At 68.1% G+C, this 26,602-nt stretch carries 24 protein-coding genes and 1 pseudogene; 10 read left to right on the forward strand and 15 right to left on the reverse strand.

Features of this window, described 5'->3' with window-relative positions; genetic code table 11:
- Positions 1-2: 2 nt before the first annotated feature.
- The 4 genes from ACH438_RS30195 to ACH438_RS30210 all read right to left on the reverse strand — a co-directional run bounded on the left by ACH438_RS30195 (position 3) and on the right by ACH438_RS30210 (position 5,007).
- Positions 3-662 carry an SRPBCC family protein gene (locus ACH438_RS30195; RefSeq protein ID WP_397011280.1) on the reverse strand — a complete coding sequence of 220 codons (660 nt, stop codon included), beginning with the start codon at positions 660-662 and terminating at the stop codon, positions 3-5.
- Positions 659-2,452 (reverse strand): thiamine pyrophosphate-binding protein, encoded by a 1,794-nt coding sequence (locus ACH438_RS30200; protein ID WP_397011282.1) that lies wholly within the window; start codon positions 2,450-2,452, stop codon positions 659-661. The genes ACH438_RS30195 and ACH438_RS30200 overlap by 4 nt, the downstream gene beginning before the upstream one ends.
- 290 nt (positions 2,453-2,742) lie before the next feature.
- Entirely contained in the window at positions 2,743-3,909 is a 1,167-nt protein-coding gene (locus ACH438_RS30205; protein WP_397011284.1) for a serine hydrolase domain-containing protein, read from the reverse strand.
- A 48-nt stretch (positions 3,910-3,957) separates the two neighbouring features.
- A complete protein-coding gene (locus ACH438_RS30210) occupies positions 3,958-5,007 on the reverse strand; it encodes an Lrp/AsnC family transcriptional regulator (protein ID WP_397011286.1) in 1,050 nt (349 codons plus the stop codon).
- 82 nt (positions 5,008-5,089) lie between these two features.
- On the opposite strand from ACH438_RS30210, the gene ACH438_RS30215 reads away from it, so the two are divergent.
- Both ACH438_RS30215 and ACH438_RS30220 read left to right on the forward strand, forming a co-directional pair.
- A complete protein-coding gene (locus tag ACH438_RS30215) occupies positions 5,090-6,325 on the forward strand; it encodes an MFS transporter (protein ID WP_397011288.1) in 1,236 nt (411 codons plus the stop codon).
- Positions 6,322-7,566: an amidohydrolase gene (locus ACH438_RS30220; protein ID WP_397011290.1), complete on the forward strand. Its 1,245-nt coding sequence runs from the start codon at positions 6,322-6,324 to the stop codon at positions 7,564-7,566. The genes ACH438_RS30215 and ACH438_RS30220 overlap by 4 nt, the downstream gene beginning before the upstream one ends.
- Positions 7,567-7,593: 27 nt before the next feature.
- Here the strand turns inward: ACH438_RS30220 and ACH438_RS30225 are convergent, their stop codons facing one another.
- On the reverse strand, positions 7,594-8,217 hold the full coding sequence (locus ACH438_RS30225; RefSeq protein WP_397011292.1) for a TetR/AcrR family transcriptional regulator: 624 nt from the start codon (positions 8,215-8,217) through the stop codon (positions 7,594-7,596).
- Positions 8,218-8,336: 119 nt separating this feature from the next.
- On the opposite strand from ACH438_RS30225, the gene ACH438_RS30230 reads away from it, so the two are divergent.
- Positions 8,337-9,587, forward strand: coding sequence for a cytochrome P450 (locus tag ACH438_RS30230; RefSeq protein WP_397011294.1), 1,251 nt, complete (start codon positions 8,337-8,339; stop codon positions 9,585-9,587).
- Positions 9,588-9,590: 3 nt separating this feature from the next.
- On the opposite strand, the gene ACH438_RS30235 is transcribed toward ACH438_RS30230, so the two are convergent.
- From ACH438_RS30235 to ACH438_RS30255, 5 genes are read right to left on the reverse strand one after another with little or no spacing between them, the layout of a single operon-like run.
- Positions 9,591-10,637: a 2Fe-2S iron-sulfur cluster-binding protein gene (locus ACH438_RS30235; protein WP_397011296.1), complete on the reverse strand. Its 1,047-nt coding sequence runs from the start codon at positions 10,635-10,637 to the stop codon at positions 9,591-9,593.
- The gene (locus tag ACH438_RS30240; protein WP_397011298.1) at positions 10,634-11,596 is read right to left on the reverse strand and encodes an SDR family NAD(P)-dependent oxidoreductase; all 963 of its coding nucleotides are present in this window, start codon (positions 11,594-11,596) and stop codon (positions 10,634-10,636) included. Before ACH438_RS30240 ends, ACH438_RS30235 begins: the two co-directional genes overlap by 4 nt.
- The gene (locus ACH438_RS30245) at positions 11,593-13,161 is read right to left on the reverse strand and encodes a flavin-containing monooxygenase (protein ID WP_397011300.1); all 1,569 of its coding nucleotides are present in this window, start codon (positions 13,159-13,161) and stop codon (positions 11,593-11,595) included. The genes ACH438_RS30240 and ACH438_RS30245 overlap by 4 nt, the downstream gene beginning before the upstream one ends.
- A gap of 21 nt (positions 13,162-13,182) precedes the next feature.
- Complete coding sequence (locus ACH438_RS30250; RefSeq protein ID WP_397011302.1) at positions 13,183-14,082, reverse strand: metal-dependent hydrolase; 900 nt, start codon at positions 14,080-14,082, stop codon at positions 13,183-13,185.
- Positions 14,083-14,111: 29 nt separating this feature from the next.
- Complete coding sequence (locus ACH438_RS30255; protein WP_397011304.1) at positions 14,112-14,966, reverse strand: metal-dependent hydrolase; 855 nt, start codon at positions 14,964-14,966, stop codon at positions 14,112-14,114.
- A 124-nt stretch (positions 14,967-15,090) separates the two neighbouring features.
- Here ACH438_RS30255 and ACH438_RS30260 point away from each other — a divergent pair, with 124 nt between their 5' ends.
- Positions 15,091-15,807, forward strand: a complete 717-nt coding sequence (locus ACH438_RS30260; RefSeq protein ID WP_397011306.1) for a TetR/AcrR family transcriptional regulator — start codon at positions 15,091-15,093, stop codon at positions 15,805-15,807.
- 8 nt (positions 15,808-15,815) lie between these two features.
- On the opposite strand, the gene ACH438_RS30265 is transcribed toward ACH438_RS30260, so the two are convergent.
- A complete protein-coding gene (locus tag ACH438_RS30265) occupies positions 15,816-16,355 on the reverse strand; it encodes a TetR/AcrR family transcriptional regulator (RefSeq protein ID WP_397011308.1) in 540 nt (179 codons plus the stop codon).
- A gap of 82 nt (positions 16,356-16,437) precedes the next feature.
- The gene (locus ACH438_RS30270) at positions 16,438-17,094 is read right to left on the reverse strand and encodes a TetR/AcrR family transcriptional regulator (protein ID WP_397011310.1); all 657 of its coding nucleotides are present in this window, start codon (positions 17,092-17,094) and stop codon (positions 16,438-16,440) included.
- Positions 17,095-17,199: 105 nt separating this feature from the next.
- Here ACH438_RS30270 and ACH438_RS30275 point away from each other — a divergent pair, with 105 nt between their 5' ends.
- A complete protein-coding gene (locus tag ACH438_RS30275; protein WP_397011313.1) occupies positions 17,200-18,171 on the forward strand; it encodes an NAD(P)H-dependent flavin oxidoreductase in 972 nt (323 codons plus the stop codon).
- Here the strand turns inward: ACH438_RS30275 and ACH438_RS30280 are convergent.
- Both ACH438_RS30280 and ACH438_RS30285 read right to left on the reverse strand, forming a co-directional pair.
- Entirely contained in the window at positions 18,168-19,892 is a 1,725-nt protein-coding gene (locus tag ACH438_RS30280; protein ID WP_397011315.1) for a GMC family oxidoreductase N-terminal domain-containing protein, read from the reverse strand. The two genes, ACH438_RS30275 and ACH438_RS30280, sit on opposite strands and share 4 nt — an antisense overlap.
- Positions 19,893-21,356 (reverse strand): flavin-containing monooxygenase, encoded by a 1,464-nt coding sequence (locus ACH438_RS30285; RefSeq protein WP_397011317.1) that lies wholly within the window; start codon positions 21,354-21,356, stop codon positions 19,893-19,895.
- Positions 21,357-21,464: 108 nt separating this feature from the next.
- Between ACH438_RS30285 and ACH438_RS30290 the strand changes: the two genes are divergently transcribed.
- From ACH438_RS30290 to ACH438_RS30300, 3 genes and pseudogenes are all read left to right on the forward strand, one after another.
- Complete coding sequence (locus ACH438_RS30290) at positions 21,465-22,520, forward strand: AraC family transcriptional regulator (protein WP_397011319.1); 1,056 nt, start codon at positions 21,465-21,467, stop codon at positions 22,518-22,520.
- A gap of 107 nt (positions 22,521-22,627) precedes the next feature.
- Positions 22,628-22,789: a hypothetical protein gene (locus ACH438_RS30295; protein ID WP_397011321.1), complete on the forward strand. Its 162-nt coding sequence runs from the start codon at positions 22,628-22,630 to the stop codon at positions 22,787-22,789.
- Between the two features lie 91 nt (positions 22,790-22,880).
- A pseudogene (locus tag ACH438_RS30300) lies at positions 22,881-23,930 on the forward strand (YeiH family protein); the annotation flags it as partial.
- Positions 23,931-23,987: 57 nt separating this feature from the next.
- Here the strand turns inward: ACH438_RS30300 and ACH438_RS30305 are convergent.
- Positions 23,988-25,127, reverse strand: a complete 1,140-nt coding sequence (locus ACH438_RS30305) for a lipase family protein (RefSeq protein WP_397011323.1) — start codon at positions 25,125-25,127, stop codon at positions 23,988-23,990.
- Between the two features lie 243 nt (positions 25,128-25,370).
- Between ACH438_RS30305 and ACH438_RS30310 the strand changes: the two genes are divergently transcribed.
- Both ACH438_RS30310 and ACH438_RS30315 read left to right on the forward strand, forming a co-directional pair.
- Positions 25,371-25,913, forward strand: a complete 543-nt coding sequence (locus ACH438_RS30310) for an NADPH-dependent FMN reductase (RefSeq protein ID WP_397011325.1) — start codon at positions 25,371-25,373, stop codon at positions 25,911-25,913.
- A 78-nt stretch (positions 25,914-25,991) separates the two neighbouring features.
- A complete protein-coding gene (locus tag ACH438_RS30315; protein WP_397011327.1) occupies positions 25,992-26,600 on the forward strand; it encodes an NADPH-dependent F420 reductase in 609 nt (202 codons plus the stop codon).
- Positions 26,601-26,602 lie beyond the last annotated feature (2 nt).

Below are 26,602 nucleotides of genomic sequence, written 5' to 3' on the forward strand. Positions count from 1 at the left end.
GGTCAGTCCATCCATTCGGGCTTGATGGGCAGGCCGTTGGCGTGGCGATGTTCGCAGATGGCCTTGAGATTGCGCAGTTCGAGCAGGTGCCCGGCGGCGAAGAGGTGCCAGAAGTCGCCCACCCAGACCGGGCGGTCGGCGGGTGCCGTTTCGGGGTAACCGTTCTCGTCGTAGAACGGGTGGTGACAGTTGGTCCACAGCACCACCGAACCCGGCTTGTTCAGCAGCTTCTGCGCGTCGACCACGCGCATCAGGTAGATCATCCACAGGTGTTCGCCCTGATCCCAGGCGCAGTGGTAGTCGACCGTGCGGGCGGCGGGGTTGGCCTCGGTGCGGGTGTAGATGCGGGTGTCGGAGCCGATGCGGTCATCGGAGACCCACAGGTCCGGCTCGCCGGTGCGCTCGAAACCTCGCATGCTGTAGGTCCATTCGCACAGGCTGCGGGTGTCGGCGAGGTATTCGTAGACCTCTTCGGGCGGGGCGGCGATGTACTCGTTGACGGTGCAGTACTCGCCGAAGATCTCGTCGTGCGGGTACACCGCGCGGGTCATGTCGAGGACCATGGGCATGCCCTCTTTGAGGGTCAGGGTCTCGATCCGGTACACGCCCGGCACACCCACATCCGGCACCTCGACGGGTGCGGCCTTCACGGACTCGGTCATGCGAACTCCTTCAGGAATGGTGCGAACGGAGGTATTTCGTCTGGGTCACAACGGAGTTCGATGAAGGATGGGCCCGCCACGCCGCGGGCCCGATCCAATGCGTCCTCGAATTCCGTGAGCGTGGTCGCGGACCACGCGGGCAGGTGCGGGAACATGGCCGCCACCCCCGCCCCGATCTCGGCGGCCCCGAACCGGTTGTAGGTGTAATCCCCGGAGTAGTACAGCTGCTCCCGGGTCACGCACATGGCGTGCGCATTGTTGTTGAACACGATGAACGTGACCGGCACGCTGTGCTCGACCGCGGTGTGCACCTCGTGCCCGTGCATGAAATACGCACCGTCCCCGGCGATCACGCACGTCCGCCGCCCCCGCCCCAGCGCACTCCCGACCCCCGCCCCGAACGCATACCCCATCCCGCCCATCCCGAGCGCGATGAGAAACCGCCCGTCCGCGGGCACCGGCAGGTAGTGCACGACAGCCGCCCCGGTGTTCCCGGCATCCGCGACCACATCGGTCCCCGGCTCCAGCCGCGCCGCAATAGCGGCCACCGCCTCCCGATACCGGACACCCGGCCCGGCCGAAACGGGCACGGAGAGTTCCGGAATGCCATTCCGAAGCTCCTGCGGCACAGCGGATCCGGAGAGTTCGACAGCATCGGCCAAGACTTGCAGCGCCGCTCCCAGTTCGCCCCGGACCCGGCCGTGCACTGGCACGAAAGGATCGTCGTCCCCGAGGTGCACCACCACGGGACATGCCGCCAGCGGATCGTCCAATCCGGCGCGCGCGGTCATGGACAGTGTCGCCCCGGCGAGCACACACACCGCCGCCTCCGAAACCAGCTTGGGCGCATGGGGATGCCCCATGATGCCGACAACCCCCGCGAAGTGCGGATCATCGTTCGGAAACGCGTCTTTGGCGTCCGGCGTCACCAGCACCGACGCATCCAGCGCCGCCACCAGCGCGGCCAGCGCGGCCCGCGCGTCGGCACGCGCCACCTCCGGTCCGGCAATGACGACCACCGGCCCGCCATGATCTCCGGCAAGCAGGGTGACAGCCCTGTCCACCGACTCGCCTGCACCGGACGACCCGGCGGCCACCGGAGCCTCACCACTCGGCGCCTGCCCGGTCGGCGGCACCACTCGAACAGCGCTGAGCGGCATCGACACCGAAGGCGCCACCCCCGTTTCCGACGCCTTCGAGCCAGGCGTCGGGCCGCTCGGCATCGGCCTGGCATGGCCCAGCGCGGCGACGATGGGCGGCGGAGCGTATTCGTGTGGCGGCAATGGCGCTGCCTGAATATCCTTGGGTAGCAGCAATACTGCTGGTCCGCCGGATTGTGCGGCGGCGATGGCGCGGTCGAGTTCGACGTGGATGTCTTCTGCGCGGGTGAGTTTCGCGCAGTAGCGGGAGACCGCGGCGAAGATGCGGTGGGCGTCGAGGCGGCCGGGGCCGCCGCTGGTGTCCTGGAAGGCGCCGCGGCCTTCCAGGGGGAGTGGGGGCTGGCCTACCAGCGCCAGCACCGGGGTTCGGGAGTCGAAGGATTCGGCCAGGGCGGCAAGGAGATTCATGGCGCCGCCGCCGGAGGTGGCGGCGACCACGCCGAGGCGGCCGGTGCTGCGGGCGTAGCCGTCCGCCATGGTGGCGGCGCCGAATTCGTGTTTGGCGACTATGCCGGTGAGGGGTGTGTGGGTGCGGTGGACAGCGTCGTAGATGTCCTCGATATTCGCCCCGCCGACTCCGAAGAGATGTCCTGTGTGCTCGGCGAGGCGGTCGACGATGAGGTCGGCCACGGTTCTAGTGCCTTGTGCGCGATACATCGCCCACAACGTATCTCTGCCGACCCAGACAGATCAATGTGTCAGGCGTCACACCATTGCCCGAAATACGCTGCCGCACAGAAATATTGGGCGACCGACAACCCCGCCGGGCCAGCACCGGCGGGGTCGCGGGTTCGGAGCTACGTCATCCGAACCAGCTTCGTATGGGCTACCGGCCGAATGGCCGATACACCGGGACTACGAGGGACGCCCCTGTTCGGTTCAATCGGAGATCGGCGCGCCGGAGGCGACACCGCGAGGGTTCAGCCGAAGATCGCGCGGGCCACGCGATGGCAGCGGATATCGCCATTGAGGGTGAGGCCGAGCCGGTTCGGGACATAGGCGAAGGACAGGCCGGTGGCCGGATCGGCGAAACCGAGCGAACCTCCCATACCGGGCGTGCCGTAGGCGCGGTGATCCCGCGAACCGAACGGGAACACCGGGCTGGATTTGCGGAATCCCAGGTGGAATCGGGTCGGCGTCCAGAGCACGGCATCGGGCGCGGGCACCGGGCCCGGATCGGCAAGGCGGGCGCGCACTTCCGCGTCGATGGGCGGTTCACCCCGCAGGCCCGCCGCGTAGACGCGGGCGAGGGCGCGCGCCGAACCGACGCCATTGCTGCCCGGCAGTTCGACCCGCATGATCTCGGGCCGCACGAAATCCTCCGGCATGCCGAGGTCCGGATTGGCCAGCGCCCGGAACAGCGGACCGCGGCGCAGCAGGGCCGGAAGCGCTTGATTCCAGGGCACATTCCGTTCGTACCGCAGATCCGCGCCGGAAGTCCGGACGAGCCGGACAATTCGGTCAGCGGCCAGATCCTCGGGCAGGCCCAGCGTGAAGTCCACTGCGAGGGGTCCGGCAATGTCCTCGGCGATCACGTGCCGCAGGCTGCGCCCGGCCCGATCGGTGCGGCGCACCAGCTCGTTCACGAACAGTCCGATGCTCACCGGGTGGTAGCCCTGCTTGGTACCGGGCGTCCAGCCGGGCCGCTGCACCGCCAGCAGCTCGGCGACGCGATCCAGATCCAGCAGCTCTTCGAGGGTGAGCCGGCCGTGCAGGATGTGCAGCCCCACCTGGTGATCGATGAGCTGCCGCACGGTGACCTCGCCCTTGCCGTGCGCGGCGAACTCCGGCCAGTACTTCGCGACGGGCTGGTCGTAGTCCAGCTGCCCCTGCGACACCAGGATGGCGAGCACCAGTGCGGCAACGCCTTTGGTGGAGGAGAACACGGGCGCCACGGTGTCGCGCTCCCACGGCAGTCGACGCGTGGCATCGCGCCGGCCGCCCCAGATGTCCACCACGGGCCGGTCCCCGTCGAACACGGCCACGGCCGCGCCGATTTCGCCCTGCCGCTCGAAATTGCGCCGGAAGGCGTCGGCCACCCGGCCGTAGCCCTCGGCGATGTATCCGTGGATCTGGTGCTCGGTCATCGGTACGAAGCCTACGTAAGCACCTGGCGTCGAGTGCCGGGCCGGGCCCTACCAGACCGCGAACGGCACCCGCCCGATCGCACGGCCGTCCGGACCGAGCAGCCGGCCCATGCGTTTGAGCACCCGCAGCGTCATCTGCCGTTCGACGATGCGCAGCGCCGGAAAGCTGTGCAGCAGGCGGGTTTCCAAATGGATGCTCTCCTGCTGGTTGCGCAGCCAGGCGATGAGCAGCACATTGCTGGCGTCGGTGGTCGCCACGCACAGCCGGATCTCGGGCCAGCCCGCGAGGGCGGCGCCGAGCTTATCGAGCTCGTCGGCGGGTATCCGCACCCAGTAATGCATGTTCACCGCCCAGCCGGCGGCCTGCTGGGCCATATCGCAGCGGATGATCAGCCGCCCCGAACGGGTCATCTCGGCGAGGCGGCGGCGCACGGTCGTCTCGCTCAGGCCGGTGTCCTGCGCGAGTTCGGCGGCGCTGCGGCGGCCGTCGGCGCTCAGCGCCAGCATGAGCGCCGCGTCCCCGGCCCGGCGCTGCGCGGGCGAGGGCGCCGGCTGCTCGCGGTCGTCGAGGAGTTCGATGCGCTGCGCCGCGTCGAGGGCCTGCGGCCGCCAGTGGCTGCCCTCGACATACATGTGCAGGCTGATCGCCACCCGGACCTCCTCGATGCCCGGCAGTGCGGCGAGGTGCACCACGGTGAAATCGTCCAGGGCGGCGAGGTTTTCGGCGGCCACCGAGAGCTGCAGCTGATGGCGGCCGGCTATCCGCTCCACCGAGAACACCGACGGTGTCGCGCACACCGCGGCGGAGACGGCGGCCAGATCGGGCGCGCGGCAGTGCACCCGCACGTGCCCGATGGTGGCGAATTCCGGCGCGTAGGCCGTCATCCAGGCGAGTCCGGCGTCGGTGAGCCGCTGCCACCTGCGGGCGACGGTGGTGGCGTCCAGCCCGAGGGTGGCGCCGATGCGGGTCCAGGAGGCGCGCGGATTGATCTGCAGCGCGTTGACCAGGTCGAGGTCGCGTTCGCTGAAGGCGGCGGAATCCGGCGGGAGGGTTCCGATGCCGCCGGTATCCGGCGTTTTCGCCGTATCCTCGGGCACAGGGCTCATTGTGGCATTTCACCGCGCCGCCCGGTTCGAGTAGCCGGCACTGCCCGCTCGAGAGGTTGATGAAGGGGCACGAATGCCACGTACCACCCGGATAACCGTCATGCTGCTGTTCGCGGCGTGGGTGGTCGATTACATCGATCGGACGGTCATCAACTTCGCGCTGCCGTCCATCGGCAGTGATCTCGGGCTGGATCACACGCAGCTCGGGCTGCTGGTCTCGGTGTTCTTCATCGCGTACGCGCTGGTACAGGTGCCGGGCGGGCTGCTGGCGGATCGGTACGGCGCCTTGAAGGTCGGCATGATCGGGCTGCTGGCCTGGTCGATCTTCACCGGATTGACCGCGATCGCCTGGTCTTTCGCGGTCCTGCTGGCCATGCGGTTCCTGTTCGGGCTGGTGCAGGGCGTGTTCCCGGCGGCGGCGCTGAAGGCGCTGGCCGAACGCACCCGGCCGGAGCAGCGGACCACGGCGACCGGTTGGACCAATGCCTCCAATGCCGCGGGCGTGCTGGCGGCCGCGGTCATCGCGGGGATCGCGCTGCCCACGGTGGGCTGGCGGGCCATGTTCGGGATCATCTCGGTGCTGGGTGTGGCGACGATCCTGGCGTGGCGGCGGTGGATGCCGGAACCGTTGCCGCAGGAGGAGATTCCGCTCGCGCCGGGCGGTTCGAAGGCGGAGCGGCGGGCGGTGCTGTTCTCGCCGTCGCTGCTGGGCTTCGCGGCCATCTTCTTCGGCTACGACGTGCTCATCTGGGGTGTTACCGCGTGGACGCCGACCTTCCTGCACGAGCAGCGCGGTATCTCGCTGGGCACCATCGCCTTCGCGGCGGTGCCGATCACGCTGGCCGCGGCGGCGGGGACGATTCTCGGTGCGCGCCTGTCGGATCGGCTGGGCGGCCGGCCGCGGGTGATCGTGGTGCCCGCCATGACGGTCACGGCCGGACTGCTGTTCCTGCTGCCGCGCTTGGATTTTCCGCTGTTCGTGGTGGTGGGCACGGTCATGACGCTGCTCGCGGGCCTGGCCTACATGCCGGCCTTCGCGGTGCCGTTGCGGGCGCTGCCGAGCGCGTACATGGGCGTGGCCGCCGGGGTGATCATCTTCGGCGGGCAGCTGGCCGGTGTGTTCAGCCCGTTGATCTTCGGGGTGATCACCGATCATCTTTCGTACACCGCGGCTTTCGAAGCCATGGCCGCCGGGCCGCTGCTCGCGATCATCGCGGCGGTGCTGGTGCCGCAGACCGCCGAGGCGTTCCGGGCGGCCGTGGCCGCGCGGTCCGCCGTCACCATCCCCGAAAAGGAGAGTCTCACATGACCGATGCCACCGATACCGTTGTCACGCAGCAGCTTCCGGGGGCCGAGCACTGGCAGCAGTTCTACCGGTACCTGCACGAGCACCCGGAACTCTCGGGGGCCGAACACGAGACGGCGCGACTGGTGGCGGAGGAACTGCGGGCCCTCCCCGGCTGGGAGGTGACCGAACACGTCGGCGGCACCGGTGTCGTCGGCGTGCTGAGCAATGGTCCCGGCCCGGTGATCTGGCTGCGCGCCGATATGGACGCGCTCCCGGTGCAGGAGCTGACCCAGCTCGAATACGCGTCCCGCACACCGGGTGTCATGCATGCCTGCGGCCACGATGTGCATGTGACGGCATTGCTGGGCACCTGCGCCGACCTGGCCGCGAACCCGGTGCCGGGCACCGTGGTGGCCCTCTTCCAGCCCGCCGAGGAGACCGCCGCGGGCGCGCAGGGCATGATCGACGACGGTCTGCTGGACCGTTTCCCGCATCCGCGCATCGTGTTGGGCCAGCATGTGAGTCCCGCGCCGGCGGGCCTGGTGACCACCAAGAGCGGCCCGCTCATGGCGGCCTCGGATTCGGTGCGGGTGACCTTCAACGGCATCGGCGGCCATGCCTCGCAGCCGCAGACCGCCGTCGACCCGCTGCTCATGGCCGCGTCCTTCGTGGTCCAGCTGCAGCATCTGGCGGCCCGTCAGACGGCGACCGCGAACTCCCCGGTGCTCACCGCCGGCGCCCTGCACGCGGGTACCCGCCCGAACATCATCGCCGACACCTCCGAGGTGCTGCTGAGCCTGCGCACCTTCAGCGCCGGTGTCCGCAAGCGCATGATGGAGGGCATCGAGCGCATGGCGCAGGCCGAGGCCGCCGCCCTGGGCGCACCGCAGGAGCCGAAGGTCGAATACTTCGATCCCTTCCCGGTCACCGTGAACACCCCCGGCGACACCGAACGCGTCATGGCCACCCTGACCGCCGCGAACCTCCCCGTCATGCCCATGACGAATCCCATCACGGGCAGTGAGGATTTCGGCCTCTTCGGCACGGCCGCCGGCTGCCCCTCCGTCTTCTGGCACATCGGCGGCATCAACCCCGCCAGCTTCACCCCCGAGGATCAGGCCCACATGCTCGAAGAGGGCGGCCTCCCCCACGACCGCCCCTCCAACCACTCCCCCTACTTCGCCCCCGACCCCACCGTCGCCCTCCCCACCGCCATCACCACCATGGTCACTGCCGCCCGCTCCGAACTCACCCGCGACTGAGCATCCGAAATCCCTTGTTCCCGGCCACTATCGGCCGGGAACGTCCGGAATCAGTGCGGTGACAAGGGTTTCCAGGGAGCGCAGCAGGCGGTCGTGGGGGTAGGCGTCGGGGTGGATGAGGAGTAGGCGGCCGGATTCCCAGAGGGCGGCGAGTAGGTGGCCGGCTGTGAGTTCTATGTCGGCGTCGGCGGGGAGGGCGGGGCGGAGGGCTTCGGCGAAGTGGTGGACGAGTAGGGCTCGGAGGCGGTTGATGCGTTTCTGGAAGGCCTTGGTGTTGCTGTCGGTGATCATGTAGGCGGCGCGCCAGCGTTGGGGGGCGGCGACCAGGGCGTGCAGGTAGGCGTCGAAGAGGGCGGTGAAGGCGGGGACGGGCGGGGCGCCGGGGGTGGGGAGGGCGTCGGCGAGTTGGGCCAGGGCGCGGTCGGATTCGCGGTTCAGGGAGTTGCGGAGCAGGTCGTCGGTGTCGGTGAAGACGCCGTAGACGACCGGGCGGGTGACGCCGGCGCGGCGGGCCACCGCGTCCATGCTGACGGCGGCGATGCCGTCGGTGTCGATGATGTCGAGGACGACGTCCAGGAGTTGTTCGCGGCGGTCCTCGCGGGCCATGCGGGCGGCGTAGGGGCGGTTTCGCCTGATCGGCGCTGCGGGCACGGGGAACACCTCCTTTTCGGGCGGGCTCTCGGGACGAGCCGCCCCTGGTAAAGCTACAGGACTGTAGCTAAAGTCTGATGGCATAGAGCTACAGTTCTGTAGCTTTCGAGGGAGTTGCCATGACCACGACAGGTGGGACCTTCGCCCGGTTGCTGGACCCGGCGGTGCGCGCCGATCCCTATCCGGTGTTCGAGCAGATACGGCGGAACGGGGCCGTCCGCATCGGGGAAGCGCCCGTCGTGGTGCTGGCCGGGTATGCGGAATGCGCGGCGCTGCTGCGCGATCCGGGGGCCGGGGTGGAGCGGCGGCACGCCACCATTCCCATGGGCGCCACGCCGACGCACGATCTCGCCGGACCGCACGCGATCGAACTGCGGGATACCGTCTCGTTTCTGTTCCGGGATCCGCCGGATCACACCCGGCTGCGGCGGCTGGTGTCGAAGGCGTTCACGCCCAGCGTGATCCGCCGACTGGGACCGCGCATCACCGCCATCGTGGACGCGGCGCTGGACCGGGCCGCGGCGCGGGGCGGTTTCGACCTGGTCGCGGATCTGGCCTATCCGCTGCCGGTGACGGTCATCTGCGAACTGCTGGGCGTACCGCTCAGCGACGAACCGCGGCTGCGCGCATGGTCCAGCCTGCTGGCGCGCAGCCTCGATCCGGTGTCCAGCTCCGCGCCCGAATTCCGGCCCGACGCCGAGGAATTGGTGCGCGCCAACAATGAGCTGTACGACTACTTCGACGAACTCACCAGCACCCGCCGCGCCGCACCCGGCGACGATCTGCTGTCGGGGCTCATCGCGGCGGAGGACTCCGGCGATCTGCTCACGCACAATGAGCTGATCGCGACCTGCGGGCTGCTGCTCATGGCAGGGCACGAGACCACCGTCAATCTCATCGCCAATGGCGGTCTCGCACTGCTCCGGCATCCCGAGCACCTCGAAACCCTGCGCACCGAACCGCATTTCGGCGCACAGGTCGTCGAGGAGACGCTGCGCTACGACCCGCCCGTGCAGCTGATTCCGCGCATCGTCTACCAGGACATCAGGATCGGCGAACTCGAGCTGCGGCCCGGTGATCTGGCCATCATGCTGCTCGCCGCCGCGCACCGGGATCCGAGCGTCTTCCCGCAACCCGCGCGCTTCGACCCCTACCGGGAGAACAAGCATCTGGCGTTCGGGCTCGGCCCGCACTTCTGCCTCGGCGCGTCGCTGGCCCGGCTGGAGGCCGATATCGCGCTGACCCGCTTCGCGCAGCGCGTCATCGGACCGCGGCTGACGTGCGATCCCCCGGAGTACCGGGCGCACGTCAACCTGCGCGGTCCCGCGGCCATGCCGCTGGCGTACACGAAAATCCTGCCCGCCGAGTAGGACTCACTGGTCGAAGGCGATGTGCACGTCATCGGATTCGGGGAGGGTCTGACAGGCCAGGGTCAGGCCCATGTCCAGTTCCTCCTCGATCAGGGCCTCGTTCATGATCATGCGGGTGCGGCCTTGTTTCACGCTGCATACGCAAGTGCCGCATGCGGATTCACGGCAGACATAAGGCGCGTCTATACCGTGGTCGAGGAGTAGGTCGAGGAGCTTCTTGTTCCGCGGCCAGGGCAGGGTGTGCGTCGCGCCGTCGATTTCCACATGCGCCGTGGCGATATCGGAACCCGCTTCCGGCGAATCCGCGGCAATAGCCGGTGCGTGATGTTCGAACGGATTGTCGGTGAGCGAGCGATACGCCTCCTGCCGTATCGCACGTTCGGGAATGCGTAACTCCCCCAGCCCGCGCTTCACCACGGTCGCGAAACCCTCCGGACCGCACAGGAATACCTCGTGCCGCCGGTAGGGCTTGGCCCACCCCGCGATACCGCGCGCGGTCGGCAGCCCGCGTTCGGATTCCAGCCAGTGCTGGATCGTCAACCGGCGCGGATACTTCCGCGTCAGGTCCTGCAGCTGCCGCTCGAAGATGATCGAGCGCCGATCCCGATTGGCGTACAGCACCACGATCTTCCCGCGGCCGACCGTGAGCGCTGATTTCAGGATCGACATGATCGGCGTGATACCGCTGCCCGCCGCGCACAACAGCAGATCCCGCTGCAGCGACGGCGGCACGAAGTTCCCGGCCGGTTCCAGCACGGTCAGCACGGATCCGGCGGCGACGTTGTCGCAGAGCCAGTTCGACGCATAGCCGCCGGCCGTGCGTTTCACCGTCACGGTCATGCGGTCGTCGCAATGCGGGCTGCTGGACAGCGAATAGCAGCGGGCCACCGAGCCGGTGCGGTCACTGGGCACCTGCAGGGTGAGGAATTGTCCGGGCGCGTAGGCGAATCGGGGACCGAGATCGGCCGGGATATCGAAGACCAGCGAGACCGCGTCGGCGGTCTCGCTGATCACCTCGCGCACCTTGATGAGGTGGGCGCGAGGGTTCATCCATGCTCCCCTCTCCCGGCGGCCGGCTTCCCGCTGCCCGCGGTGACGACCTCCGGCTGCGACGGGAGGTACCCGCCGAACCGGTCCAGCAGCCAGGCGCCCGTGGATTCGAGGCGCTCGATCGAGATCGGCTGGGTGATACGGCGATTCACGCCGGGCGCGATGCGCAGCATGAAGTACCCCAGCCAGGCTTCGGCGCGCACCGGCACCACGGCCAGGTCGTAGTTCACCGCGCGCACCACGGCCCGCGCCACCAGGTCCGGGCTCAGCGGCGAGAACGGCAGCTGGGCCGCGAATTCCTGCACCTGCCTGGCGATCTCCTTCCCGCGCTGCACCAGCGCGGGATCGACGCCGATGGTGGTGGCATGCTCGCCGATATTGGTATTGATCACGCCAGGGCAGATGGCGCTCACGCCCACGCCTTTCGGCGCGAGCTCCAGCCGCAGGCATTCGGTGAGCATCTTGACCCCGGCCTTGGACACCGAGTACGCCGACATGACCGGCGTGGGCGTGAACGCCGCCGCGGAGGCGATGTTCACGATGTGCCCGCGCTTGCCCTCGTCGATCATGAGCCGCCCGAAGGCCCGGCAGCCGTACACCACACCCAGCAGGTTGACGCCCAGCTGTTTGTCCCAGTCCTCCGGTTCCAGGTCCAGGAAGGCGCCGCTGACCAGGATGCCGGCATTGTTGACCAGCACGTCCGGCACGCCGAGGTCGGCGTGCACGTCCCGGGTGAAGGTCCCCCACGCCTCCGGATCGGTGACATCCAGCTGCATGGCGACGGCCCGCTGCCCCTTGGCGCGGATCATGGCCACGGTGGCCAGGGCGGCGTCCTTGTCGATATCGGAGACCACCACCTGAGCGCCCATGCGCGCGAAGCGCAGGGCGACCGCCCGCCCGATGCCGCTGCCCGCACCGGTCACCACGACCAGGCGCGGCTCGATGGTATTGAGCTTCACGATGCCTCCTCGGACAGGACCGCGACCTCGGACGGCGCCGGCGCGCCGGTGGTGTACCGGTACACGTCGAGATTGAAATGCCGGTTCTGCCAGTACATTTCGCCGTGCGTGGAGGGCCGGAACGGCGAGTCGCCGTTATTGTCGATGTAGTAGGTGTTGGAGCCTTCGCAGACAGGGGTGAACAGGAAGTTCTTCTCCTGCCGTTGGAGGCAGCGGCGGAAGTACTCGTCGTGCACCTCCTGCCGGATCTCGATCTCGGTGGCGCCGCGCCGTTTCGACTCCGCGATGGCCCGCGCCAGATGCGCCGAGGTGGCCTCGATCATCCAGATGTAGGAGCCCAGCACGAATCCGTACGGACCGGTGATGGTGAAGGCGTTCGGGAATCCTGGCACCGAAACACCCTGATAGGACTGGTAGCGGTGCTCGTCCCAGAACTTCTCCAAATCCTTGCCGTTGCGGCCGCGTACCGGGAAGGGCGGGATGGCGCCCTTGTCCCAGAGCTTGAAGCCGGTGGCGCAGATGAGCACATCGATCTCGTGCTCGGCGCCGTCCGCGGTCACCACGCCGCGCTCGGTGACGCGCTCGATGGAGTCGGTCACCAGGCTGACGTCGGAACGGTTGAACGTCTTCAGGTAATCGTTCGACATGGACGGCCGCTTGCAGCCCAGACCGTAACGGGGCGTGAGCTTCTCACGCAGCACCGGATCGTCCACCTGGCTGCGCATCCAGCGCCGGATGGGGATCTCCGCCGCCTTCCGGCCGGCCTCGGTGAGCCAGGCGGGCCCGGCCACCTGGCCGCTCATGGCGATTTCGGTGCCGACATTGCCCACCGCGCGCAGGGCGGAGCGAATACCCTTGCGCCCCAGTACCTGTCGGCCGAGGCGTCCGACCTCGGCATCGTTCTTCGGGAACACCCAGATGGGGGTGCGCTGGAAGACGGTGAGGTGTTCGGTGTCGTCCACGATGGCCGGGATGAGCTGCAGGGCGGTCGCCCCGGTGCCGATCACCGCGACCCGCTTGCCGCGCAGGCTCACATCGTGATCCCACATGGCGGTGTGCACGAGCGTGCCGCCGAAGTCGTTCAGCCCCGGGATATCCGGCATCTTGGGGCGTTCCAGGCCGCCGATGGCCAGCACCACGTGCCGGGCGGTGAGGTGGTGCCCGCCGTCGGTGGTCAGGCGCCACAGGCTGTTCCGGTCGTCGAATTCGGCGCCGGTGACGGTGGTGTTCAGCCGCAGCCGGTCGCGCAGCCCGTACTTGTCGACCATGTGCTCGGCGTATTCGCGCAGTTCGGCGCCGGGCGCGAAGATGCGCGACCAGTCGCCGCGCTGCTCGTAGGAGAAGCTGTAGATGAACGAGGGGATGTCCACCGCCACACCGGGATAGGTGTTGGCGTGCCAGGTACCGCCGACGCGGTCCCACTTGTCCACGATCACGAAGTCGTGGATGCCTTTGCGCTGCAATGCGATGCCGGTGCCGATGCCGCCGAATCCGGCGCCGACCACGATGACCTCGTGGTCGGGCCGGACGGCGGCCGGGGCGTCCCGGCCGGCGTCTCTGCTCATATTCTCGAAAGGTCCTCTGCCTCAGCCGATCCGGTCCACGAGCTCGCCGTGCGCGCCGAACAGCTCCTGCCGCCACGCCTCCAGCAGGGCGGTGGTGTCGATATCGTCGGGATGGAAGCCCGGCCGCAGATACGGCCGCATCTCCTTCAGCAGGCCCTTCACGATCGGGCCGCGGTACAGCCGGATGGTCTGGCGCACCACCTTGAACGGCCGCCAGCTGCTGGGGTCGGACAGGATCGAGGCCAGTACGCCCAGCGAGACCACCGGGATGGTGAAGACGTACATGCCGGCCATGACACCGATGCGGACCACCTCCGCGCCGCCGCGATCGCGGAAGACGTCGAAGGCCACCGACTTGTGCTCGAGCTCCTCGAACGCATGCCAGTTGAGCAGGTTCAGCACCTCCGGATCACCCGGAATGTCCTGGATCTCCTGGGTTCCCAGCACGCGCTTGGCGAGTGTCGCGGTGTAGTGCTCGGCAGCGGCCGTGACCGCCAGGTGCACCTGCCGTGGTACCGCGTTCTCCAGCGCGACCAGGCCGCGTTCGCGCAGTGCGTCGCGGTCGAAGGTGAAGATGCGGACGATCGGGAATCCATTGTCGATCAGCATGTCGTTGAGCACGCGGTGCTGCTGCCCGTGCACGGCCTCCTGGCCGATGAACCCGGCGACGCGCTTCTTGAGCACGGGATCGGTGATCTCGTCGGAGAATTTGCGCACCGAGCGGATGAAGGACTCCTCACCCGGCGGGAACGCGCCCGACAGCACGGCGATGAGGTGGGTGAGCGGAATATCGTCCTGGACGAAGCGGTGCTGCATGGGTTCGGGCTGGCCGAACCGGAAGCGCATGCGCCGCACCTTCGGATACGGGGTGCGGGATCTGCCGTTGGGGGTGAGGGACTGGGCGTCCTGACCGATCGTCATTGGCCGGTCCTTTCTCGAGGGAGTTGTGGCTATTTCAGGTGGTCGTTGAGTACGCCCTCGTCGCCGAAAAGCTCCTGCTGCCAACGGGCGAGCAGGGCCGTGGTGTCGATGTCGTCCGGGTGGAAGCCGGGCCGCAGGTACTTGGCCAGCTCACCCATGAGGCCGCGGAAGATCGGGCCGGTGAACAGCTGATACGCCTCGCGGGCCACGCGCACGGGCTGCCGGCGCGCCACCGGATCGGTGGCCAGGGCGTAGGCGAGACTGCCGTAGGTGAGCGGCAGGGTCAGCGAGTACATGGCCAGCATGACGCCGATGCGCATGCGTTCGCTGCCGCCGATGGCACGGAACACGTCGAAGGCGACCGACTTGTGCTCGAGTTCCTCCAGCGCGTGCCAGTTGAGCAGCTGCCAGAATTCGGGTTCGGCCGGGATGGACTGGATTTCGTCGCTGGAGAGCACGCGTTCGGCGAGCACGGCGGTGAAGTGCTCGGCCGCCGCGGTCATGGCGACATGCACCTCGGCGGGCAGCCGGGACTCGATGCCGAGCATGCGTTCCAGCTGGGTCGGGGAGTCGTACCAGGCGATGGGATAACCCATTTCGACGAGTTTCTCGTTGAGCCGCCGGTGTTCCTGGCCGTGCATGGCCTCCTGGCCGACGAAGCCGGTGACGCGCTTCTTCAGGACCGGGTCGGTGACGCGTTCGGCGACGCGGCGCACCGAGCGGATGAAGGATTCCTCGCCCGGTGGGAAGCCGCCGGAGAGGCCGGCGACGAAGTGGCTGAACACCATATCGCCGTCGACGAAGTACTTGTCGTTCGAATCGTGTTGGTCGAAGCGGAATCTGATCCGCCGCGCCTTGGGATAAGTGGGAAGAACACTTGCCATCTTGACCATCCTTGGTGCAACACTGAGTACCTAGTACTGCGTGTTCGATGTGAGGTCAGTGTAGGATTGTCCCAGACACCACACAAGGGGGTGTGCCGTAACGGATCGAATTACAATCTGTCGCATGGCCTCTCCCCCGAATCGCGACCGACCGGCCGCCCCGAAGGGTGATGCCCGCTACGACCGCTGGCACTCGCACCGCACCTCCGTCCGCGCCGAACTCATCGACGCCACCATGCGCGCCATCGACGAGCACGGGCCCGAACTCTCCATCGACGATGTGGTGAAAACCGCTGGTATACCGCGTCCCAAGCTCTACCGGTTCTTCGGCGACAAGGTGGAACTGCTGGCCGCGGTGAGCGGGCGGGTGCAGGAACTGATCGTGGATCGCGTGACACCGCACCTGAATCCGACCGGACCCGGGCGGGAAGCCGTGCGCACGGTGCTCGCCGCCTACATCGATCTGGTCGCCGAGCGGCCCAACCTGTTCCGGTTCATCGTCAGCGCGCACGTGGTCACGGCCTTCGGCGCGGCCCGCCTCATCGAGGACGGCCGGCCACTGTCCGATACAGTCGCCGACTTCTTCTCCGGCGTGCTCCGGCTACACGGCGCCGACGGCGAGCACACCCAGTTCGCCGTGGACGCCATGCTCGGCGCCATCGGCCTCGGCGTCCTGCGCTGGCTCAACGAACCCGTCATCACCGCAAAGGAATTGGCCGACCAGCTCACCTCCTTCGCCTGGGGCGCCCTCTCCGCCACCGCCGAATCCCGCGGCCTCACTCTCGACCCGAACGCCCCCCTCCTCCCCCTCGCCGAGTTCTCGGAACAGCCGAACCGCTGACCCGGCGGCTAGCGCACGAACCGCTCCACCATGCGCCGCTCGCTCGCCGCATCGGCCAGCGGCCACACCAGCAAGGACAGCACCACCCGCACAATCCACTGCGCCGCTTCGTCATCCGGCGCGATCCCGGTGAGCATGGTCGCGATGCGCCCCAATTCGCCCGACGTGGCGAACACTTCGTCACTGCCCCCGGCGCGGTCCGCGAACCAGTGCGCCAGCGCCGGATCCGCCCGCACCGCACTCACCGACGCGAGAATGGCCTCCACGATCCGCCGCGCCCCGTCGTAGCGCGCGACCACCCCGGCCACCCGCGCCACCACCGCCTCGGCCGAACTGGCCAGCACCGCATCGATCAAGGCCACCTTGCCCGGGAAGTGCCGGTACAGCGTGGCCCGCGAGCACCCCGCGGCGGCAGCCACCTCATCCATACCGACCTGATCGAACCCCCGCGCCCGGAACAGCTCCCCGGCCGACATCACGATCCGCTCCGCACCGATGGACCGGCGCACGCCACCGGCCAGCCAGTCCACGCGCTGGTTTGCGACCATCCGCACTCCTCGTCGATGAGATCGGATCTCATCCTGAGACATTCGATCGCCTTCGTCCAGCCTTCGGTTCGGGCGGCGCGGACTACCCGGCGACTTCGCGTTCGACGGTGGTGGTGATGTCGGAGGCGGTGAGGATCATGGCTACCAGGAAGTCGGTCAGTTGGGGGCGGGTGATGGTGAGGTCGCCGCGGACCCATTCGGCGAGGAGTTCGAGGCCGCCGTGGACGACGGTGCGGGCAGCGAGTTCGGCGTACATGCCGGTGGCGGATTCGCCGAGGAGTTCGCGGCCCTGGTCGAGCATGATGCCGCTGAGGAGGGTGACGAGTTCGGCTCGGCGGGTGCGTAATTCGGCGAGGGATTGGAGTTCGGTGACCATGCGGCGGCGGGCGGGGTGGTCGACGATGGCGGCGAGGCCGGTTTCGATGACCGCGCGGGTGCGCAGGCGGGTGTCGGCAGGAGCGGTGGTGATGGCGGCCATGATCTCCGACATGGCCTGCGCCAGTTGGTCTTCGACCACGTCGACGAGGAGGTGGTCGGTGTCGGGGTAGCTCTCGTAGAAGTAGCGGTCGTTCAGGCCGGCGCGGGCGCAGAGCGCGCGTACCTTGAGGCCGGAGATGCCTGCGTCGGCAATGGTGTCCAGGGCGGCGGTGCGCAGTTGCTCGCGGCGCCGGAGGCGGCGTTCGTCGGCGGTGAGGCCGGCGTATCGGCCGCGGGGCGCGGTCGCGTCACCACCGCTCACGTCATCACCTCTGGGCTACTGATCTTGCTTCGGGCATACTCTGGTGAAGAGTATCACCAGAGTGCTGGTCACAGCCTCGGAACGACCCGATGAAGGAACGCGTCAATGAGCCTGCCGCCCATCCTGTCCGACCGCCTGCGCCTGCCCGCGATCGCCTCGCCCCTCTTCCTCGTCTCCGGTCCGGAGCTCGTCATCGCCCAGTGTCAGGCAGGGGTCGTGGGCTCGTTCCCGTCCCTCAATGCCCGGCCGCACGCACAGTTCCGCGAATGGCTGGTGCGCATCAACGAGGAACTGGCCAAGCACGACGCCGATAATCCGGACTCCCCGTCCGCGCCGTACGCGGTGAACCTCATCGTGCACAAGAGCAATGACCGGCTCGAGGAAGACCTCGCCACGGTCGTCGAATTCCAGGTGCCGATCGTCATCACCTCGCTGGGCGCGCGTCCCGACGTGAACGAGGCCGTGCACTCCTACGGCGGCATCGTGCTGCACGACGTGATCAACAATGTGTTCGCGCACAAGGCCGTCGAACGCGGCGCCGACGGCCTCATCGCGGTGGCGGCCGGCGCGGGCGGGCACGCCGGCGCGCAGTCGCCGTTCGCGCTGCTCAACGAGATCCGCTCCTGGTTCGACGGCCCGCTGCTGCTGTCCGGCGCCATCGCGCACGGCCGCTCCATTCTCGCCGCGCAGGCCGCGGGCGCGGACCTGGCCTACATCGGCACCGCCTTCATCGCCACCGACGAGGCCAATGCCGTCACCGGCTACAAACAGATGATCGTCGACTCCACCGCCGGCGATATCGTCTACTCCAACTTCTTCACCGGCGTGCACGGAAACTACCTGCGCCCCAGCATCACCGCCGCCGGCATGGACCCCGACAATCTGGGCCAGTCCGATCCGTCGGCCATGAACTTCGGCACCGTCGCCGACGCCCCGGCCGGCGCCAAGCCGTGGCGCGATATCTGGGGCTCCGGCCAGGGCATCGGCGCGATCGACGCGGTGGTGCCGGTCGCCGCCGTGGTCGACCGCCTCACCCGCGAATACGCCGACGCCAAGGCCCGGCTCCGGACCCTCTAGGTCTCCGCGGACTCCGTTCGGGCCGACGTGATTTCGACGATCGGCAGCCGGAGCGCCGCCGGAGCGGTGGGCGGTACCACCGGATGCTGTGGCGGGATCGGGGCGATGCGGTGATAAGCCGCGCCGACAGCGGGACGTTGATCCGCGTCGCCTCGATTGGGCCACAAGGAGATTGCGCGCTCGGCCTGCGCGGTGATGGTCAGTGACGGGTTCACGCCGAGGTTCGCGGAGATTGTCGAGCCGTCGATGATGTGCAGGCCCTGATATCCGTAGATCCGGTGGTACGGGTCCACGACACCGGTCTCCGGGCTGTCGCCGATGACGCAGCCGCCGATGAAGTGACCCGTCATCGGGATATTGAAGATGCTGCTACTGGTGGCGGCCGTGGGAATGCCGTCGATCTTGCCGGCTATCCGGCGCGCCACCTCGTGACCGGCGGGAATCCAATCCGGATTCGGCTGTCCCTCACCCTGTTTGGTGGTCATCCTGCGACCGAACAGGCCTGGCTTCGTGTAGGTGGTGATGGAATTGTCCACCGACTGCATGACCAACAGACCGAGCGACTGTTCGGACCAGCGCCGCGGCGAGTGGACCTTGATCAGATCACGCCGATTCCGTACGAGTTCCCGCAGCCAGCCCCGCCAGCGCGGGGCGTCACCGCTCACCATGACGGTGGTCATCGGCGACATGGCATTGCTGCCCTTGCCGTAGCGCACCGGTTCGATATGAGTGTCGTGATCGGGGTGAATGGACGAGGTGATGGCCACGCCCTTGGTGAAGTCGCCGTCCTTGCGCCGGCTCCGGACCGCCAGCAGCTCTTCGGAATTGGTGCGGGAGAGATATCCGAGGCGCGGGGAGATGTCCGGCAGCGAGCCCCGATCCCGCAGACTGTGCAGCAGCTTCTGGGTGCCCAGCGAGGCGGCGGCGAAGATCACCTGTTCGGCGGTGAATTCGTGGCGCTGCTTACGCAGCTTACGGCCGGTGCGCACGGTGGTCACCGCGTATCCGCCGCCGGAGAGTGGCCGGACATCGGTCACCGTGGTGAGCGGATGCACTGTGGCCCCGGCCTTTTCGGCCAGATACAGGTAGTTCTTCACCAGGGTGTTCTTGGCGTTGTGACGGCAGCCGGTCATGCATTCACCGCAATGGGTGCAGGTGCGGCGTTCTGGACCGACGCCGCCGAAATACGGGTCCGGCACATCCTCGCCCGGCCGCCGGCCCGGGCCGCCGAAGAACACGCCGACCGGGGTGCGCTGGTAGCTACCCTCGATACCCATCTCCTCGGCCACTTCGAGCAGCACCCGATCCGTGGGCGTGGTCGCGGGATTCACGGTGACGCCCAGCATTCGCCCGGCCTGGTCGTAGTGCGGCGCGAGCTCGTCTTTCCAGTCGGTGATGTGCCCCCACTGCCGGTCGGCGTAGAACTTGTCCGGCGGCTGATACAGCGTGTTCGCGTACACCAGCGAACCGCCGCCGACACCCGCGCCCGCCATGATGAAGGTGTCCTTCAGCAGGGACAGTCGCTGAATTCCGAAGCAGCCCAGGGCCGGTGCCCACAGGTACTGCCGCAGCCGCCAGGAGGTCTTGGCGAATTCGTCGTCGGCGAAGCGGCGGCCCGCCTCCAGCACGCCGACGCGATACCCCTTCTCGGTCAGCCGCAGTGCGCTCACACTGCCGCCGAAGCCCGAGCCGATGACGAGGACGTCGTAGTCGAAACGCATTCAGATCTCCACGAGTTCGAAGTCGGCAGGATTCAGGCGGCGGGTCTCCAGCCGGTAGCCGGTGACCGTGCCGGGCCAGTTGTTGGTGATGCGCCCGGCGGCACTGCGGTACCAGCTGGTGCAGAAGCTCCACACCGAACGGTCCAGGCGGGCTTGGATTCTGGCGTCGTAGGCGGCTTCGGCCGCCGGGCGCACGGCCAGTACGCGGCCGGGCCGCGCGGCCAGGAGTTCGAGGGCCTGCCGGATGTAGCGGGTCTGGGATTCGATGATGTGCACGACGGAACCCGCGCCGAGATTCGTGTTCGGCCCGTACAGCATGAACAGGTTCGGGAACCCGGCCACCGCGATGCCTTTGAAAGCGCGTGCGCCATCGGCCCATTCGTCGTGCAGCTTGCGGCCCTGGCCGCCGGTGATGGTCATGGGCCACAGGAACTCGGTGCCCTTGAACCCGGTGCCGTAGATGATGACGTCGACCTCGTGCAGCACTCCGTCGGCGCCGCGCACGCCCGTCGGCGTGATCTCGTTGATGCCGCCGGTCTCGACCTGCACATTGGGCTGGGCCAGCGCCGGGAACCAGTCGTTGGAGAACAGCCCGCGTTTGCAGCCGGGCGGTGCGTCGGGAATCAGCTTGGCGCGCAGGACCGGATCGCTCACCTGCTTGTTCAGATGGCCGGTGCCGATTCGTTCGACGATGGGCCGGATGGCCGGAACGTCCACGATGCTCAGCGAGGTGGTTTCGCATACCGCCCACCAGGCGACACGTTCGATCAACTGCGTGGGCGGGACGGCCCGGAACAGCGCGCGCAGACGCGGACCGTAATCGGTATCGGGCTTGGGCAGAATCCAGGTGGCCGAACGCTGGAACACGGTCAGCTCGGCCACCTTCGGCTGGATTTCCGGCACGAATTGGATTGCGCTGGCGCCGGTTCCGATGACGGCCACCCGCTTCCCGGTGAGATCGACCTCGTGATCCCATTCGGCGGAGTGGAAGGCCGCACCCTCGAAGCTCTCGAGGCCGGGGATGTTCGGCACGGCCGGGCGCGAGAGCTGCCCGACGGCCGAGATCACCACATCGGCGGTCAGCTCGGACCCGTCGGCTGTGCGCACGGTCCAGGTGCCGGTGGCGTCGTCGTATTCGGTTTCGGTGACCTCCGCGCCGAAGCGGATCTTCGCGAGCAGCCCGTGCTTCTCGGCGAGGCCGCGCAGATACGCGTGGATCTCGGCCTGCGGCGCACAGCGCTTGGTCCAGTCCGGGTTCGGCTCGTAGGAGAACGAGTACAGCGGTGAGGGCACGTCGCAGGCCGCGCCCGGGTAGGTGTTCTCCCGCCACACGCCGCCCACATCGTCGCCGCGTTCGAGGAGGGTGAAGTTCTCGAATCCGGCCCGGCGCAGTTCCATGGCCATGCCGAGGCCGCCGAAGCCGGTGCCGATGATGACGATCGACGGGCCGCTACGAGCGCTCATGGCTGCTCTCCTCACCTCGATGTGTTGCGTTCAAAGCTACGACCTGGGGTTATATGGTCATGAATGAGCGACGGCCAGAAAATCCATACTTCCGGCCATAATCGAAGGATGAGCACGGTCGAGGAACCGGATGTCCGGACCTGGAATTTCCCGCGCGGCACGGCCAGCGTCGCGGTCATGGTGGAATTCGCGGGCGAGCACGGCGTGCCGGCGGAACGGATACTCGCGGGCACCGGGCTGACCGGGCGGCAGCTGGCAGATCCGGATGCGCAGATCCCGGCCGAGACCGAACTGGCCGTGGTGCGCAATCTGCTCCGCGAGGTGACCGGGGTGCCGGCGCTCGGCGTGGAGGTGGGGCGACGCTACCGGATCAGCACCTTCGGCATCTTCGGGTACGCCTGCGTCACCAGTCCGACGCTGCGCGAGGCGATTTCGCTGGCGCTGCGGTACTACCGGCTCGGATTCGCCTTCTGCACACCGATCGTCGAGTCCCGGCCGCGCGAGGTGGTGACCTGGATCCACCACGACACCATTCCGGCCGATGTACAGCAGTTCCTGGCCGAGCGCGACATCATCGCCATGCATCGGGTGATGAGCGATCTGCTCGGGGCGCGGGTCGATTTCACCCGGGCCGAATTCGGCTATCCCGCCACCGATCAGGCCGAACGGCTGGAGTCGCTGTTCGGCATCCGCCCGCAATTCGACCGCGCGCACACGGTTTTCGGGATCGACCCGGATCTGCTGGCGCAACCGCTCCCCCAGGCCAATCAACCGACCTGGGCGGTCTGCGTCGCGCAATGCCGGGATCTGCTGCATCGGCGCAGTGCCCGCACCGGTATCGCGGCCGAGGTGCGGGATCGGCTGCTGCCCGGTTCCGGGGCAACGGGATTCACCGCGCCGCCGTCCTTCGACACTCTGTCCCGGACCCTCAATGTGAGTCCGCGCACGCTGCGCCGGCATCTGGACGCGGCGGGCACCAGTTACCGCGTGCTGCTCGACGAGGTGCGGCAGACGCTGGCCGAGGAAATGCTCACCGCCACACCGCTGTCGGTGGACGATATCGCGATCCGTCTGGGATACGCCGAGGCCACGCCCTTCATTCACGCGTTCAAGCGCTGGACGGGCACGACGCCCGCAGCGTATCGGCGAACCGTGCGTCAATAAGGACAATTCCGACAACGAATCAGGGCGATTCCAACACTGTCCGCAGCCCGCCGGCCTCGACATAGTGCAGGCCTGCCGTACTGCGAACTCAGTCTGGAGGCCCAAGGGTGAACAGTCCCAACCCCACGCCGGCGCCGGAAACATCCGGCGCCCGACCATCGTGGCTCGACGCCGCCGGGCGGCTCGGGGCCGACTGGTGGTCCGTGATCGTGTCGGGCGCGGTGACGGTGCTCGCCGTGCTCGACATCCTGCCGAAGATTCCGTGGTGACGACATGAGCGATACCGCGGTCAACCTCGGCAGGACCGATGACGACTTCCTCGAACCGGACTCCGGGCCGCTCACCGCGCGCGGCCTGGCCGAATACCTGCCCGGCGTACTGCTGCTCGTCGCGGTCGGCGTGCTCGGCAAGTACGCGGAGATCTGGTGGCTGAAACTGGCCAAACACCAGCACTGGACCGTCCCGGACATCGAATACGTGCTGTGGGCCATCCTCATCGGCCTGCTCATCACCAATACCGTCGGCCTGCATCCGATCTTCCGGAAGGGCGTGGGCACCTACGAGTTCTGGCTCAAGGTCGGCATCGTGGCGCTGGGCTCGCGCTTCGTGCTCGGCGACGTGGCGAAACTCGGTGGCACCAGCATCATTCAGATCCTGGTCGATATGACCGTGTCGGGTGCGATCATCCTGGCCGTGGCCCGCTGGCTGGGACTGTCCGGCAAGCTCGGCTCACTGCTGGCCATCGGCACCTCGATCTGTGGCGTGTCGGCCATCGTCGCGGGCAAGGGCGCGATCCGGGCCCGCAATTCCGATGTCGGATACGCCATTGCGGCGATTCTCGCGCTGGGCGCGGTGGCGCTGTTCGCGCTGCCGCCGCTGGGGCATGCGATCGGGTTGACCGATCACGAGTTCGGATTGTGGGCGGGTCTGGCGGTGGACAACACCGCGGAGACCACGGCCACCGGTTACCTGTTCTCCGATGCCGCGGGGAAGACCGCGGTACTCGTGAAGTCGACCCGCAATGCGCTCATCGGGTTCGTGGTGCTGGGCTTCGCGGCCTACTGGGCGGCTCGCGGCGAGGCCGATGCCATCGCACCGGGCCTGCGCGCCAAGGCGGTCTTCGTCTGGTCCAAGTTCCCCAAGTTCGTGCTCGGCTTCCTGGCCGTGTCGGCGGTGGCCACCGTGCACTGGCTGATCAAGGCCCAGGTCGCCAACCTGGCGAACTTCTCGAAGTGGGCGTTCCTGCTGACCTTCGCCGGCGTCGGCCTGAACACCAATATTCGCGAGCTGGCCAAGACCGGCTGGCGGCCGCTGGTGGTGGCGGTGATCGGCCTGGTGACGGTCGCCATCGTCTCGCTGGCGCTGGTGTTGTTCACGTCCCGGGTCCTGCATTGGGGCGTCAACCTCTGAGTGGCGCGCGAATGGCGCACGGCCGGGGAAATCCTCGGCCGTGCGCCATTTCGGTGTTCAGGCGCCTTTCTGGAGGACCAGTGCGCGGGATTCGGCGAAGCGGTCGGCCAGGAAGCGCATGGCCGGACCGGCGAAGGACAGTGCGCCGGTGATGTGTTCGCGCCGGGGCATGGTCAGCATGGTGACGTCCGCGCCGAGCGCCTTCCAGTCGTCGGCCAGGTTGACCGCCTGCGGGAACGGGATGATCTGCTCGGCGGTGCCGCCCGCGACCAATACCGGTGCGGCGGGTGCGATTCCGCCCAGTTTGTTCTCCAGCATGCGCCGCCGGACCTCCGGCACCTCGAAAGGCATGCGGGTGCAATAGGCCGACACCCGGGTCGGAATCAACGCGCCGACACCGATGCCGAGCACGGCCGCCGGAATAGCGTGCGTACGGCGGAAGATCGCGGCAATGGCGCGGCCGTGCGGCCGGAGGTATTGCAGCACATCGAGTTCCGGGTATGCGGCGTCCAGGCCGAGCACGCCGTAGAACAGCAGGAAGGCGTACGGGGTGCCGTCCAGGAATTCGACCATGTCCAGCAGGTCGGCGGGCGCGGAACCCACCACGCCGCCGGACAGTTCCAGTTCGGGCGCATAGCCGGGCTGCAATTGCAGTGCCCAGCCCGCGGCGCAGCCGCCCTCGGAGTAGCCGTAGATGCCGAGTGGTCCGTCCGGATCCAGGCCCGCGGCGGGCAGCCGGCGCGCGGCGCGAATGCTGTCCAGCACCGCCGGGCCCAGCGAACGGCCCATGACGTAGGGATGAGTGCCCGGATTGCCGAGGCCCGGATAGTCGGTGATGGCGAGCGCCCAGCCGCGGCGCAGGGCCGAGATGAGGAACAGCGATTCGTACTCCAGCCCGAAACGCAACTGCCAGGACGCGGCGGCCACGGTATCGGCCAGGCCCTGGGTCCCGACCGCGTAGCCGATCAGCGGGCGGGCGCCGGGGCCGCGCCAGGGCTCGCGCGGGACCAGTACGGTGCCGGTGACCTGCGTGGGTTCCCCCGAACCGAGGGTGCTGGTGTAACTGATCCGCCAGGCCCGGGCGGGCAGTTTCACGCCGGGCAGCAGCCGCGCCGTCATCGGTTCCGCCGACAACAGCCGGCCCGGTCCGGCACCTACCGCCGCCTCGTCGAAGCGGTTGGTGTTCGCAGTCATCATTGCCTGCCTTTCCCACACGATCACGCGTTATGGAGTTGTCGCGCAAACGGATCCGGGTGTTACAACTGTCCCGGACAGTCCGGTCCGTACGTTCACGATACCGAAGATGAGAGAATGTGACAGGTCATGTCGCAGCCGCTCCCACTCGGTGAGACCGTATATTTTCAGCCGGTAGTACCGCCCACTCGGGAAAACCGGTGTGACCGGTGAAATACTCCCCACCGCAGCCACGTTGCCCCGATCGTGACCACTCCCCTGCGCCTCCTGCTGATTTCGGGCAGCACCCGCGACAGCTCCACCAATACCGCGGCCCTGCGCACCGTCGCCGCCACCGTCCCGGCCGATATCGAGGCCACGCTCTACGACGGGCTGGCCGACCTGCCGCAGTTCGTGCCGGGTACGGACGGGCCGTCCACGGCGGAGACGCTGCACAAGACCATCGGCGCGGCCGATGCCGTGCTCATCTGCACCCCCGAGTACGCGGGCATGATTCCGGGCAGTCTCAAGAACCTGCTGGAGTGGACGGTCGGCACCGCGGATCTGCACGACAAGCCGGTGGCGTACGTCAATGTCGCGTACGAGGGCCGCGGCGAGGAGGCCGTCGCCACGCTGCGGACCGTGCTCGGTTATGTGGGCGCGGATCTGGTGGAGGCGGCGAGTGCCCGGATCACCGTGCTGCAGAACATGATCGGCGCGGACGGGACGGTGGAGGATCCGGCGGTGCGGAACCGGCTCGCCGCGGCGGCCGTCGCGCTCGCCGCCCACGTCCGCGGGGGAAATCGCTGATCACAGCGGTTGCGGTATCCTTTTCAGGGAATACCAACTGTTCGGGTGGTTGCTCTTCCTCACCAGGAGGCTGCGGCTGTGGACGTGGGCATTTTCGGAGCAGGACTGGTCGGTCTGAGCCTGGCGGGATTGTTCGATCGCGCGGGCCACACCGTGTTCATAGCCAGCCGTCACCTGGACCACCTCTCGAAAACCGTGGCCGACAGGGGTTTCCGGCATACCCGCGCCGCCGAGGCCGAAGAGGTCGCCGAATCGGCGACCATGCTCATCGGCGCTGTCGAGTGGAGCCAATTGGAAACCCTGGCAAAGGAATTGCCCCCGCTGGACGGGAAGATCTGGATCGATCCCGCCAATCCGCTGGCCCGCGAGGCCGACGGCAGCGTCACCGTGCTGTCCACGGACGGACGGCCCAGCAGCGCCGTGGTGGCCGATCTGGTGCCCAAGACACAGCTGGTCAAGGCCTTCAACGGGTTCACCGCACCGATGTACCGGTCCGGTCCGCTCACCTCGCTGGGGCGCATCGTGGCGCCCATCGCCGGCGATCATCCGGCGGCCCTGTGCCGGGTCGCCGAACTGATCAAGACCACCGGCTTCGTACCCATCGTGATCGGCAATATCGACGACAGCGTGGTGCTGCAACCGGGTGGGGCGCTGCGCATGCTGAGCATTCCCATGATCGCGCCCTGACG

It is taken from the genome of Nocardia sp. NPDC020380 (genome assembly GCF_044386975.1).
GTDB lineage: Bacteria > Actinomycetota > Actinomycetes > Mycobacteriales > Mycobacteriaceae > Nocardia.

Coding starts and splice junctions, on each gene's coding strand:
- ACH438_RS30250 (WP_397011302.1), bottom strand. CDS start 14,082: ATGACGATCGGTCAGGACGCCCAGTCCCTCACCCCCAACGGCAGATCC.
- ACH438_RS30230 (WP_397011294.1), top strand. CDS start 8,337: ATGACCACGACAGGTGGGACCTTCGCCCGGTTGCTGGACCCGGCGGTG.
- ACH438_RS30260 (WP_397011306.1), top strand. CDS start 15,091: ATGGCCTCTCCCCCGAATCGCGACCGACCGGCCGCCCCGAAGGGTGAT.
- ACH438_RS30265 (WP_397011308.1), bottom strand. CDS start 16,355: ATGGTCGCAAACCAGCGCGTGGACTGGCTGGCCGGTGGCGTGCGCCGG.
- ACH438_RS30285 (WP_397011317.1), bottom strand. CDS start 21,356: ATGAGCGCTCGTAGCGGCCCGTCGATCGTCATCATCGGCACCGGCTTC.
- ACH438_RS30220 (WP_397011290.1), top strand. CDS start 6,322: ATGACCGATGCCACCGATACCGTTGTCACGCAGCAGCTTCCGGGGGCC.
- ACH438_RS30290 (WP_397011319.1), top strand. CDS start 21,465: ATGAGCACGGTCGAGGAACCGGATGTCCGGACCTGGAATTTCCCGCGC.
- ACH438_RS30195 (WP_397011280.1), bottom strand. CDS start 662: ATGACCGAGTCCGTGAAGGCCGCACCCGTCGAGGTGCCGGATGTGGGT.
- ACH438_RS30245 (WP_397011300.1), bottom strand. CDS start 13,161: ATGAGCAGAGACGCCGGCCGGGACGCCCCGGCCGCCGTCCGGCCCGAC.
- ACH438_RS30305 (WP_397011323.1), bottom strand. CDS start 25,127: ATGATGACTGCGAACACCAACCGCTTCGACGAGGCGGCGGTAGGTGCC.
- ACH438_RS30280 (WP_397011315.1), bottom strand. CDS start 19,892: ATGCGTTTCGACTACGACGTCCTCGTCATCGGCTCGGGCTTCGGCGGC.
- ACH438_RS30255 (WP_397011304.1), bottom strand. CDS start 14,966: ATGGCAAGTGTTCTTCCCACTTATCCCAAGGCGCGGCGGATCAGATTC.
- ACH438_RS30235 (WP_397011296.1), bottom strand. CDS start 10,637: ATGAACCCTCGCGCCCACCTCATCAAGGTGCGCGAGGTGATCAGCGAG.
- ACH438_RS30205 (WP_397011284.1), bottom strand. CDS start 3,909: ATGACCGAGCACCAGATCCACGGATACATCGCCGAGGGCTACGGCCGG.
- ACH438_RS30275 (WP_397011313.1), top strand. CDS start 17,200: ATGAGCCTGCCGCCCATCCTGTCCGACCGCCTGCGCCTGCCCGCGATC.
- ACH438_RS30215 (WP_397011288.1), top strand. CDS start 5,090: ATGCCACGTACCACCCGGATAACCGTCATGCTGCTGTTCGCGGCGTGG.